The organism is Salinibacterium xinjiangense (assembly GCF_014645015.1).
Classification (GTDB): domain Bacteria; phylum Actinomycetota; class Actinomycetes; order Actinomycetales; family Microbacteriaceae; genus Rhodoglobus; species Rhodoglobus xinjiangensis.
This window is the reverse complement of record NZ_BMLC01000001.1, coordinates 479,316-491,872: the sequence shown is the minus strand read 5'-3', so window position 1 is coordinate 491,872 and position 12,557 is coordinate 479,316. Positions and strand designations below refer to the sequence as shown.

Below are 12,557 nucleotides of genomic sequence, written 5' to 3'. Positions count from 1 at the left end.
GGCCGGGTGTCTACTCGCCTTTCGCAGCTTTTTGTCCGCACTCTCCGTGAAGATCCCGTCGATGCGGAGGTCGCCAGCCACCGCCTGCTGGTGCGCGCTGGCTACATCCGGCGCCAGGCTCCCGGGGTGTTTGCGTGGTTGCCACTGGGCCTGAAGGTCCGTCGAAAGATCGAGGCGATCATCCGGGACGAACTTGAAGCGTTCGGAGCCCAGGAGGTACTTTTCCCCGGCCTGCTGCCGCGCGAGCCGTATGAGGTGACCAACCGCTGGACGGAATACGGCGACGGCATCTTTCGCCTCAAAGACCGTAAGGGTGCCGACTACCTGCTGGCTCCGACCCACGAGGAGGTCTTCACGCTTCTCGTGAAAGACCTCTACTCGAGCTATAAAGACCTGCCGCTCTCGCTGTACCAGATCCAGGATAAGTACCGCGATGAGGCACGACCCCGTGCGGGTCTGCTGCGTGGACGCGAGTTCACGATGAAAGACAGCTACTCGTTCGATTACACGGATGCCGGACTCGACGCTTCGTACCAGCAGCATCGCGATGCCTACGAGCGCATCTTCACGCGGCTCGGCCTCGACTACGTGATCGTGAAGGCAGATGCCGGCGCGATGGGTGGATCGAGGAGTGAGGAGTTCCTGCACCCCACCCCGGTCGGCGAAGACACCTTCGTGCGCTCCGCCGGTGGCTACGCCGCCAACGTCGAGGCGTTCACGACGGCTGTGCCTGAGCCCCGCTCGTTCGACGGCCTCACCCCGGCCGAAGTACTGGACACCCCGGATACCCCGACGATCGCGGCCCTCGTGGATGTCGCGAACGGCAAGCACCCTCGACCGGACGGCCGCGCCTGGACTGCTGCCGACACGCTGAAGAACATCGTGCTGGCCCTGACCGCCCTCGATGGAACCCGCGAGCTGGTTGTCGTCGGAATCCCCGGCGACCGTGATATCGACCTCAAGCGTGCAGAAGTCGCCTTTGCACCCGCCGACGTGGAGGCGGCCAACGAGGGCGACTTCGCGAAGCATCCTGGACTCGTCAAGGGCTACATCGGCCCCTGGTCACCGAGCGGCGCGGTCCTGGGAGCGGCACAGACGGGGGAACCGGCCAGGTCGACCACGGGCATCCGATTCCTGCTCGACCCGCGAGTGTCTGAAGGAACAGGGTGGATCACAGGCGCTAACGTGCACGGCCAGCACGTGTTCGGCCTCGTCGCCGGGCGCGACTTCCACAGCGACGGCATCATCGAGGTCGGCTCCGTGGTCGCCGGCGATCCTGCTCCCGATGGTTCCGGCCCCGTGGAACTTGCCCGCGGCATGGAGATCGGGCACGTGTTCCAACTGGGTCGCAAGTATGCTGACGCGCTCGGGCTCAAGGTGCTCGACGAGAACGGCAAGCTCGTCACGGTCACCATGGGCTCGTACGGCATCGGTGTCACGCGCATCCTCGCTGTCATCGCCGAGAGTAACAACGACGGCAAGGGGCTCATCTGGCCGAAGAATGTGGCGCCGTTCGACGTTCATGTCGCGGTCGCGGGCAAGGATGTCGCCGTCATGGCCATCGGAGAGACCATCGTCGATTCGCTCGAAGAGAGCGGTTTCGACGTGCTGTTCGACGACCGGCCGAAGGTCTCGCCCGGGGTCAAGTTCGGTGATGCAGAGCTCCTCGGAGTACCGCTCATCGTCATCGTCGGACGGGATGCCGCCGAGGGCACCGTCGAGTTGTGGAACCGCCGCACCGGGGACCGCACGAGTGTGGCCATGATCGAGCTCGGCGCGGCCCTGGCGGCGCAGCCATGATTGCGGCGGTTGGGACCCTGTCGGCTGGGACCCTGTCGGTCGCCGATCTCGCGAGGGCGACATCCATCCTGACGACGATCGGTGACGCCTACGGCTCGAAGGTGGTCGGCCAGGCCAGCCTCAAGCGCAGCCTGCTGATCGGGTTGCTGACCGGCGGCCATGTGCTGCTCGAAAGCGTGCCGGGGCTCGCCAAGACCACGGCAGCGCAGGCGATCGCCGACGCGGTGAATGGCTCGTTCAAGCGCATCCAGTGCACCCCCGACCTGCTGCCGAGCGACATCATCGGCACCCAGATCTTCGACTACAACCGCCAGAGCTTCGAGACGCAGCTCGGCCCTGTACACGCGAATTTCGTGTTGCTCGACGAGATCAACCGATCCAGTGCGAAGACGCAGAGCGCGATGCTCGAGGCGATGCAGGAACGCCAGACGAGCATCGGCGGCACCGTGTATGCGCTGCCGACGCCGTTCCTTGTGCTCGCGACGCAGAATCCGATCGAACAGGAGGGCACCTACCGCCTGCCCGAAGCGCAGTTGGATCGATTCCTTCTCAAGGAGGTGCTCGACTATCCCGGGTTCGCGGAAGAGATCGAGATCATCAGCAGGATCGACGCCGGCGTGTACGACAAGGACGCGCCGGAGTCGCCGACCGTGTCGATCGAGGATGTGCTCTTCCTGCAGGATGCCGTGAAGAAGGTCTTCGTCGACGCCTCGATCACCAACTACATCGTGTCTGCCGTGTACGTGACCCGGCACGCGTCCACCTATATCTCGCAGGAGCTGGCCGACGGCATCGAGTACGGTGCGAGCCCCCGGGCGAGCATCGCGTTCAGCAAGGCTGCACGCGCACTGGCGCTTCTGGAGGGCCGCGATCACGTCATCCCGGAAGACGTGAAAGAGCTCAGGCACGTGGTGCTGAGGCACCGCATCATCCTGAACTTCGAGGCCATCGCCGATAACATCTCGCCGGAAACCGTCATCGACGCCATCTTCGAATCAGTGAAGGCTCCCTGACCGTTGCTCACCCGGGGACGATGTCGATGAGAAACGGCGGGGACCGTGGATAGCCTGCTGCGCCGCGTCAGGACGAAACTGTCGATTCACGCACACCGTAAGGTGCGCGGGCTGATCGAGGGTGAATACCGTTCGGTGTTCCACGGTCGAAGCATGGATTTCGACGACCTGCGGCCCTATGTGCCGGGAGACGAATTCAAGGACATCGACTGGAAGGCCACGGCGCGGCACGGTTCGCCGCTCACGAAGCGCTACATCGCCTCACGAAAGCACACGCTGATGCTCGTGGTCGACACCGGCCGCGACATGGCGGCACTCGCCGAGAGTGGTGAGTCGAAGCGCGACCTCGCGATCCTCGCCGCCGGAACAGCCGGCTACATCGCGATCCGGCATGGCGATCAGGTCGGACTCGTTACGGGAACCGCGGAATCGACCCGGTACATGGCGCCCGAACTCACCGAATCGCACCTCGAAAGGATGCTGCAGCGCATCCATGCATCGACGACGCTGTCGAGCGATCCGAGCAATCTCTCGCGGCAGCTCGATTATGTGGCACGCACCTTCAGGCGCAGGATGATCGTGATGGTGATCGCGGATGACAGGCAGCTCACCTCCGACGAGCAGCGGCTCGTCCGCAGGCTCGCGGTGCAGCACGAGATTCTCTGGCTCACGATCGGCGATGCCGATCTCATGCGCGAGGAGTGGGCGGGGCGTGCCATGTACGACGTGGCTGACTCGGCCGCGCTCCCCAAATTCCTGCGGGATGACTCGACGTTGCGGGCAGAGTATGCGTCCTCCGTCACGCAGACGGCTACGACGACCGAGGAGTTCTTCGAGAGCGTGACTATCAGCAGCCGGCGGATTACCTCTGGCGCTGCGGTTGTTCCCGGCCTGTTCAGGCTCCTGGAGGCGCATAAGCATGCCAGGAGATAGCGAATTCTTTCCCCCAGTGCAGTACCTGCCGTGGTGGGGAATCATCGGTTTCGTGCTGCTGCTGGTGGTGGCCGGTTGGTACGTTTTCCTGTTCGTGTCGACGAGGGCCGGTCGCGTGCCGACGCGACCTGCCGAAGACCAGCTGGCTGGTCCGCTGCGCACGGCAGAAACCGTCCGCATGGAATATCTGGAACTCATCGACCGGACGCGGCGCGAGCACGCCAGCGGACGCGTCGATTCCCGGGAAGCACATCACCAGCTCAGCCAGATCCTGAGATCGTACGTGGCCGAACGTGAAGGCCAGCAGACGATGCAGATGACCCTGAAAGACCTGCGCGGTACACGTTTCACGCCACTCGCGCAGGCCGTCGAGAAGCTGTATCCGGGCGCTTTCGGTGTGCGCGCCGGCGTGAGCGTCGACCGTGCCGTCGACGAGGCCAAGAGGCTGGTAACCACATGGCACTGATCGCATGGTGGGCCCCGCTGCTGTGGATCGCGGCTGCCGCCGCCGTCATCGGTGCAGTGGCGTGGTACCGGCGACGGCATCGCGTGACGGGCGGCATCCCCGTCGCACACCGGGAGCGGCTCACGGCGCTTCCCTCCTATCGGCGGGCCATGTCGCGGTACAGGCTGCTCGTGGCCGGATTCGCACTCTGCCTGGTCGCCCTCGTTACCGGGGGAGCAGTGCTGACAGCTCGGCCGGCGACGGTATCACTCGTCACCCCCGACCTCAATAACCGTGACATCGTGTTGTGCCTGGATGTCTCGGGCTCGATGATCGACTACGACGCCGTGGTGCTCGAGGTGTTCCAGGAGCTCGCGACGGAGTTCACCGGCGAACGCATAAGTCTCGTGGTCTTCAACGCCTCAGCGGTGACGTACTTCCCGCTGACGACGGACTACGACTACATCTCGAGGCAGCTCGAACGGCTTTCTGAAGAATTCGATGACCCCGCAGCGCCCTACTATGGCGGCACGCTCATCGGCAATGGCTCATCCCTGGTGGGCGATGGGCTGGCATCCTGTGTGGTCAGGTTCGACCAGGGCACCGCAGACAGGTCGCGATCGGTGATCATGGTGACAGACAACTTCGTGGCCGGAGAGCAGATCTTCACGCTTCCGCAGGCAGCGCAGCTCGCCGCCGATCGTGGGATTAGGGTGTACGGGATCAACCCCGGAGACGCGGCGGCCAAAGACTATCTCGCCGATCTCGCGAACGAGTTCGAGACCTCTGTGCTGGCCACGGGAGGCGCCTACTACGCGCTCGATGATCCATCGGTCATTCCTGCCGTGGTCGACCAGATTACCTCGGAGCAGGCGTCCATTCTTCCCGGTCAACCCCGGGTGCAGGTCATCGAGCAGCCACAGCCGTGGGTCTGGTTGTCGTTCGCGGGTCTCGTGGGGCTCTCCGTCTTCGGCTGGAGGCTGAAGCGATGACCGTCAATCCCGTGGCACCGATCTGGCTGCTGGCCGTCGTCGGCCTGGCCCTTGCTGCGATGACCGTGTGGCAGCTCGTCGTCAACCGACGTCGCCGTCGCCTCGTGATCCTGTGGTCGTCGAGACTTCTCATGGTTGCGCTTCTGCTCGTTATCGCCGTTCGCCCCACCATCCTCGGCGAGGGCCAGGGGCCGAGCGCCTCGGGAGGGCTCGAGGTGTATCTCGTGGTCGACACGACCAGCAGCATGGCGGCTGAGGACTGGGACGGCGAGGGATCAGGCAGCACCGCGGCGCCGACCCGGCTCGATGGCGTGAAAGCCGATATCGATTCGATTGTCAGGGACCTGAACGGTGCGCAATTCTCCCTCGTGACCTTCGACGCCGTCGCGGTGCAGCGGGTGCCGCTCACCAGTGACAGCTCCGCGGTGTTGTCGGCCGCATCGGTGCTTCGGCAGGAGGTCTCGGCGTACTCGCGGGGGAGCAGCATCGACGAACCGCTCGACCTGCTGTCGGGCATCCTGCTGGATGCCGCCGCGCAGAACCCCGAGCAGCGTCGCGTGCTGTTCTACTTCGGTGACGGCGAGCAGACCTCGAGCGCAGAGCCGCAGCCCTTCGACCAGCTCGCGCCGTACATCCAGGGTGGCGCGGTGCTCGGCTACGGCACCGCGGATGGCGGGCGGATGCAGGAATCCAACGGGATCGACGAGCGATTCTTCGGTGAGGAGCAGGTGCCCGTTCCCACGGATACCCCGCCGCCCTCCTACATTCAGGACTTCTCGGGGGGCACGCCCGTCGAAGCCGTCTCGACGATCGACGAGACCGCGCTCAAGCTGATCGCGAGTGGGCTCGGGATCGTCTATGAGAAGAGGTCGGCAGCGACATCCACCGCGCTCGCGACGACGGGAATCGAGGTCGGCGACCTTTTCGCAGACGATGGGAAACCCGGTACCGTCACCGAGCTGTACTGGATCTTCGCGATTCCCCTCGGCCTGTTGGCCCTGCTGCAGATCGTTGCGATCGGCGGCGCCATAGCCGAGCTTCGACCCGCCAGGAGGGCGTCATGACAGCCCTCACGGTCGAACAACTTCGCCGCCGCCGCCTTCTGATGTTCTGGATCTCCCTGCCTCTCGTGCTTTTCGTGCTCGTCGCCGCAGTGAAGCTCCTGACCCTCGCGCCGACCGCGCAGTCGGCGATCGACGCCTACGACAGCGGGCTGTACACCTCGAGCGGCGAGATTTCGGGTTCGCTGCTCGACATCAACATCGTGGAGCCGTACCTGCCCTACTTCAACCGCGGTGACGCCTTCGCGGCTGACCAGTATTACGGGCCAGCGACCGACGACTTCGAGAAAGCACTGGAGCTCGCTCCCGAGGATCGAAAATGCGACGTGCGGCTGAACCTCGCCCTCACCTGGGAGCGATTCGGGGACATCTATGTTGCCAACGGTTTTTACCAGGGCGCCGTGTTGCTGTACGAAGCGTCGCAGGCGGTACTGGATGCCGCCGGGCCGGAGTGCGACCCTCCGGAGAAGAAGCAGCAGCTCGACGACTCGAAGCAGCGGGTGCAGCAGAAGATCGACGCCGCCAAGAACCTGCGTGACGCCCAGCAGCCCGACCGGGGCGACGGAGAGCCGAACAGCCAGGATCAGCAACTGCAGGATCTCCAGGACCAGCAGGGGCAGGCCGACCAGGAGAAGGCCGATGAGCAGTCGCAGGATCGCGGTGGTGGCGGCGGGTTCTCCGTCGAGAAGCCGTGGTGAGTGGCTACTCATAAAAATAGTTGTTCCAGCGTAAGGAGAGCGATACGCCTGTCCCGTGCTGTATCGAACGGATGCCGCATCAACCATGGCGCTGTTCGAGCACTGCTGCCGGGCGACAGGTGACGGTCGACGCCGCCGTAACCGCGGCATCCCTCGTCAACGGCCTGGTAGCTCGCGCTAGACTCGTCATTGAAAGACGCTGATCCGGCCATCACCGGGGAGTTCTCGGAAGAAACACGCTGGCGGCCCGCCGACACGTGCGTAGAACCGAGCGGGTAAGCCCGTCACAGCAGTCTGAGTGGTTCTCGTCGAGCGTAAGCCGGCGCGAGGGCAAGCGGGGTGGTACCGCGGCAGTGCTTGCAGAAGCGATGTCGTCCTCGTGTTGGAACAACACAGGAGCCTGAGATGACGTACCCACGCCACACCCCCGACGAGCCCGTCGCACCCTCACCGCGATTCCCGGCGATCGAAGAGCGCGTGCTGCAATTCTGGAAACAGGATGGCACATTCCAGGCGTCCATCGACCAGCGCGAGGGCGCGCCGGAATGGGTCTTCTACGACGGCCCACCCTTCGCCAACGGGCTTCCGCACTACGGCCATCTACTGACCGGATACGCGAAAGACCTGTTTCCCAGGTTCCAGACCATGCGCGGCAAGCAGGTGCACCGACGCTTCGGCTGGGACACCCACGGGCTGCCAGCCGAACTCGAGGCGATGCGCCAGCTCGGCATCACCGAGAAGGCGCAGATCGAGGAGATGGGGATCGCGGTCTTCAACGCGAAAGCCCGCGAATCCGTGCTCGCCTACACGAAGGAGTGGGAAGAGTACGTCACGCGCCAGGCCCGCTGGGTCGACTTCGAGAACGACTACAAGACGCTCGACGTGAACTTCATGGAGTCGGTCATCTGGGCGTTCAAGCAGCTGCACACCAAGGGACTCGCCTATGAGGGTTTCCGTGTGCTGCCGTATTGCTGGCACGACGAGACACCGTTGTCGAACCACGAATTGCGCATGGACGACGACGTCTACAAGATGCGCCAGGACCAGTCGGTCACAGTGACCTTTCCGTTGGACGGTGTGAAGGCCGAGAGCCTCGGGCTGACGGCCGTGCGGGCACTCGCATGGACGACAACCCCCTGGACGCTGCCGACGAATATGGCGCTCGCCGTGGGCCCCGACATCGACTACTCCGTGGTCCCGAGCGGTCCACTGGGCGGGGGAGACGGCGCGGCGGAGGGCGTCGCGGGCTACCTCCTGGCGACTGACACGGTCGGCGCGTACGCGAAAGAGCTCGGTTACGAGTCGGCAGACGCCGCGGCATCCGCCACCACTCGCACCCTGAAGGGTCGCGAGCTCGATGGTGTGCGTTACGCCAGGCTGTGGGACTACTACGCGGATGAAGCCGAGTGGGGCACCGGCAACGCGTGGCAGATCCTGGTCGCCGACTACGTCGCCACCGGCGAGGGCACCGGTATCGTGCACCAGGCGCCCGCCTACGGTGAAGACGACCAGCTGGTCTGTGCTGCCGCGGGAATCCCCGTGATCCTCTCCGTCGACGACGGAGGAAAGTTCCTGCCGATCATCGAGGATGTCGCTGGCCTGCAGGTCTTCGAGGCGAACAAGCCGCTCATCCGCAAGCTTCGCGACGATGGCCGACTCTTCCGCGTCGCGAGCTACGAGCACAGCTACCCGCACTGCTGGCGCTGCCGCAACCCGTTGATCTACAAGGCGGTGTCGAGCTGGTTCGTGAAGGTCCCCGAGTTCCGCGACCGCATGGGTGAGCTCAACCAGCAGATCAACTGGGTGCCCGAGAATGTGAAAGATGGCCAGTTCGGCAAGTGGGTCGCCAACGCGCGCGACTGGTCGATCAGCCGCAACCGATACTGGGGCAGCCCGATCCCGGTCTGGAAGAGCGACAACCCCGACTACCCGCGCCTCGACGTCTACGGTTCGCTCGATGAGCTGGAGGCCGACTTCGGGGTGAGACCCACCGACCTCCACCGCCCGTACATCGACGAGCTGACGAGGCCGAACCCCGATGACCCGACCGGGCAGTCGACCATGCGTCGCATCGAGGATGTGCTCGACGTCTGGTTCGACTCGGGCTCCATGCCATTCGCCCAGGTGCACTACCCGTTCGAGAACCAGGAGTCCTTCGAGGCCCATAACCCCGCAGACTTCATCGTCGAGTACATCGGGCAAACCCGCGGCTGGTTCTACATGCTGCACGTGCTGTCGACGGCGCTGTTCGACCGCCCTGCATTCAAGAACGTCATCAGCCATGGCATCGTGCTCGGCAGCGACGGGCAGAAAATGTCGAAGAGCCTCCGCAACTACCCCGACGTCAACGAGGTATTCGACCGCGACGGAGCCGACGCCATGCGCTGGTTCCTGATGTCGTCGTCGGTGATCCGCGGGGGCAACCTCATCGTGACCGAGGAAGGTATCCGCGCGGGCGTGCGCGAGCTCATGCTCCCGCTCTGGAGCACGTATTACTTCTTCGCGCTCTACGCCAACGCGAGCGACTACGAGGCCCGGTGGCGCACAGATTCCACGAACCTCCTTGATCGCTACATCCTCGCCAAGACCGGTGAACTGCTGCGGGATGTCACGACCGACCTCGAGGCGCTCGACAGCCCGATCGCCGCCGCCAGGCTCCGTGACTTCGCCGACGTCCTGACGAACTGGTACGTCAGGCGCAGCCGCGACCGGTTCTGGCAGGGCGACCAGGATGCGTTCGACACCCTGTTCACCGTGCTCGAGACCGTCACGCGGGTTGCTGCTCCACTGATCCCGTTGATCGCCGAAGAGGCGTGGCGGGGCTTGACCGGCGGGCGCAGTGTGCATCTCACGGACTGGCCGGATGCCTCAGCGTTCCCGGCCGACCACGAGCTCGTCCGAGAGATGGACTACGTGCGCGAGATCGCGTCGGCGGGCTTGGCGCTGCGCAAAAACCGCTCGCTGCGAGTGCGACTGCCGCTGGCGAAGCTGACGATCGTGACCACTCGCAGCGATTGGTTCGACGGGGTGCAGGCAATCCTGGCTGAGGAACTGAACCTGAAGGCGGTCGAATTCGAGCCATTCGCGGCAGGTTCGCTCGAGTCCTTCGGCATCAGTCGCAAGCTCACGGTGAACGCTCGCGCCCTCGGTCCGCGCCTCGGCAAGCAGGTGCAGCACGTTATCCAGGCCGCGAAAGCGGGGGACTGGTCGGAGACGGCAACGGACGGCGTCATTGCCGGAGGAGTGGAACTGCTACAGGGCGAGTTCGAGCTGCAGCCGACGGCAGTGGATGAGTCGAGCGCGATAGCGTTCCTCGCCGATGGTGGGTTCATCATCCTCGACACGCAGTCGACGCCGGAGCTCGAGGCCGAGGGGCTCGCGCGCGACATCATCCGCGCCATCCAGGACACCAGGAAGGCGGCGGGGCTGGACGTCAGCGACCGCATCACGCTGTCGGTGGTCGGCTCGACTGTGGCTGATATCGCGGCGATCGAGCGGTTCGGCGACACCATCGCTGCCGAAACACTCGCCGTCCAGATGGATCTCTCGGTCTCGCCAGAGCCCGAAATATCTGCCGCAGACTCTGTGGCCGGCTCACAACGTGCGACGCTTAAGGCTGGCCAGTATGCGAACGAGGGCGTGCTGGTCATCGATGTCTGGAAATCTGGAGCAGTGAATGTCTGACAACCGTGGATCAGGGAACGGTGGATCGGGTCGGGACGACCATGAAGGATTCGATACCGGTGACGAGTTCGACGAGACCGACCTCGGCGACGACAACGCGAACCCGCTCGCCGATCTGAGCCCGTTCGCGCAGGGCGACGAGGGAACAAACCTCGACGATGACTCCGATTTCGAGCTCGAAGACACCGAGTACCAGGATGACGCCGACCGGGTCTACGAAGAGTTGCTGGCCCGCATCGGTGAAGCGGCGCCGCAGCCGCGGCTCGAGGCCACGCGTCGCGCCGTCGAGCTGCTGGGCGATCCGCAGCGCACCTTCCCGATCGTGCACGTGACGGGCACAAACGGGAAGACCTCGACGAGCCGCATCACGGAGAGCATCCTGCGCGCATACGGCCTGCGCACCGGACTGATGACGAGTCCGCACCTTCGACGCGTCAACGAGCGCATCGTGATCGACGGGCAGCCCATCTCGAACAGGGCTCTCGCAGCGAACTGGGCTGACATCCGCCCGTTCCTCGACATGGTCGATGCCGAACTGATCGCGGGCTCGGAGGAGCCCCTGACGTTCTTCGAGGCGCTGACAGTGCTGGCCTTCGCGAGCTTCGCCGATGCCCCCATCGATGTCGCCGTGATCGAGGTCGGGATGGGCGGAGAGTGGGATTCCACGAATGTCGGTGACGGCCAGGTGGCTGTGTTCACCCCGATCGCCCTCGATCATACGCAGCGACTCGGGTCGACCGTCGCTGAGATCGCGCGCACCAAATCCGGCATCATCAAGCCGCTGGCCAACGTGGTGTCGGCGATCCAGACCGGTGACGCGCTGGCCGAGCTCGAGCGCGCCGTCGAACTCACGGAGTCGACATTCGCCACTGAGGGCACCGGTTTCGAGCTGTTGGGCTCCAGCGTCGCAGTGGGCGGGCAGGTCATCTCGGTTCGCGGCCTCGCGGGTACCTACAGGGACCTGTTCCTGCCGATGTTCGGCGATCACCAGGGGCACAATGCAGCCCTGGCTATCGTCGCCGTCGAATCGTTCCTCGGGGCCGGTAGCCAGGCCCTGGTCGGCGATGTGCTTGCCGAGGGGCTCGCGACCGCAACATCCCCCGGGCGACTGCAGATCATCGGCACCGAGCCGACGGTCATCGTGGATGCGGCCCACAACCCTCACGGGGCAGCAGCCCTAGCAGCCGCCATCAAGACCTATTTCACGTTCGACGAGGTGGTCGTAGTGCTCGGCGTACTGCAGGACAAGGACGCTCGCGGCATCATCGCGGCCCTTGCTCCGGTCGCGGCCCGCTTCCATGCGACCCAATCGCAGTCCGAACGTGCTGTCGCCTACGACGAGCTCGCCGAACTGGTGCTCGAGGTCACCCACGAAGACGCGACCCACCAGTTCGCGACCTTCGAGCGGGCGATGCAGGATGCCCGTGAGTGGGCGGCAAAAGCACCACGCCGCGCGGTCATCGTCACCGGCTCCGTCACTCTCGTCGGCGAGGCCATCGACCTTGCCGCAGCGGAGAAGTGGAAGCAGTGACCACGGCCGATGAGCCCACACCACCGCGCATCCGGCGGGTGCGCTCGACTACCGAGTCCCTGCTGAGCATCGTGCTCGTACTCGAGGCCGTGCTGATGTTTTTCGTCACCCTGACGGTGTTCGGCATCAAGGCGCTCCCCGCCGGTATGGCGTTCATCGGTGGCGGTGTGCTGATCTTCGCACTGATCGCCACGGGTCGCCTGCTGCGTCGACCCTGGGGCGTGTGGGTCGGCTGGGCACTGCAGGGTGTGCTCCTCGCCACGGGTGTCGTGCTCACGGCGATGTATTTCGTGGCCCTCGCCTTCATCGCGATCTGGATCTTCTGCTTCGTCAAGGGTCGTCAGATCGACCGCCAGCGTGCTTCTTTCGACAACCCTCCAGCGACCTGAACAACCAACCA

At 64.7% G+C, this 12,557-nt stretch carries 10 protein-coding genes; all 10 read left to right on the top strand.

The genetic code is table 11. The features are described from left to right. The first annotated feature begins 6 nt into the window (after nt 1-6). Nucleotides 7-1,800, top strand: a complete 1,794-nt coding sequence (locus IEW81_RS02330; RefSeq protein WP_097060680.1) for a proline--tRNA ligase — start codon at nt 7-9, stop codon at nt 1,798-1,800. Beyond that, nucleotides 1,797-2,813, top strand: a complete 1,017-nt coding sequence (locus IEW81_RS02325) for an AAA family ATPase (RefSeq protein ID WP_097060681.1) — start codon at nt 1,797-1,799, stop codon at nt 2,811-2,813. Before IEW81_RS02330 ends, IEW81_RS02325 begins: the two co-directional genes overlap by 4 nt. Nucleotides 2,814-2,858: 45 nt before the next feature. After that, on the top strand, nt 2,859-3,746 hold the full coding sequence (locus IEW81_RS02320) for a DUF58 domain-containing protein (RefSeq protein ID WP_097060682.1): 888 nt from the start codon (nt 2,859-2,861) through the stop codon (nt 3,744-3,746). Then, nucleotides 3,733-4,212 (top strand): hypothetical protein, encoded by a 480-nt coding sequence (locus IEW81_RS02315; RefSeq protein WP_143544661.1) that lies wholly within the window; start codon nt 3,733-3,735, stop codon nt 4,210-4,212. The genes IEW81_RS02320 and IEW81_RS02315 overlap by 14 nt, the downstream gene beginning before the upstream one ends. Continuing rightward, nucleotides 4,203-5,183: a vWA domain-containing protein gene (locus IEW81_RS02310; RefSeq protein WP_097060684.1), complete on the top strand. Its 981-nt coding sequence runs from the start codon at nt 4,203-4,205 to the stop codon at nt 5,181-5,183. Before IEW81_RS02315 ends, IEW81_RS02310 begins: the two co-directional genes overlap by 10 nt. After that, a complete protein-coding gene (locus tag IEW81_RS02305) occupies nt 5,180-6,247 on the top strand; it encodes a vWA domain-containing protein (protein WP_097060685.1) in 1,068 nt (355 codons plus the stop codon). The genes IEW81_RS02310 and IEW81_RS02305 overlap by 4 nt, the downstream gene beginning before the upstream one ends. After that, a complete protein-coding gene (locus tag IEW81_RS02300; protein WP_097060686.1) occupies nt 6,244-6,942 on the top strand; it encodes a tetratricopeptide repeat protein in 699 nt (232 codons plus the stop codon). Before IEW81_RS02305 ends, IEW81_RS02300 begins: the two co-directional genes overlap by 4 nt. A gap of 405 nt (nt 6,943-7,347) precedes the next feature. Then, nucleotides 7,348-10,626, top strand: a complete 3,279-nt coding sequence (ileS, locus tag IEW81_RS02295) for an isoleucine--tRNA ligase (protein WP_097060687.1) — start codon at nt 7,348-7,350, stop codon at nt 10,624-10,626. Next, nucleotides 10,619-12,157 carry a bifunctional folylpolyglutamate synthase/dihydrofolate synthase gene (locus IEW81_RS02290; RefSeq protein WP_097060688.1) on the top strand — a complete coding sequence of 513 codons (1,539 nt, stop codon included), beginning with the start codon at nt 10,619-10,621 and terminating at the stop codon, nt 12,155-12,157. Before ileS ends, IEW81_RS02290 begins: the two co-directional genes overlap by 8 nt. After that, nucleotides 12,154-12,546 carry a DUF4233 domain-containing protein gene (locus tag IEW81_RS02285; RefSeq protein ID WP_229671198.1) on the top strand — a complete coding sequence of 131 codons (393 nt, stop codon included), beginning with the start codon at nt 12,154-12,156 and terminating at the stop codon, nt 12,544-12,546. Before IEW81_RS02290 ends, IEW81_RS02285 begins: the two co-directional genes overlap by 4 nt. Nucleotides 12,547-12,557: the final 11 nt, after the last annotated feature.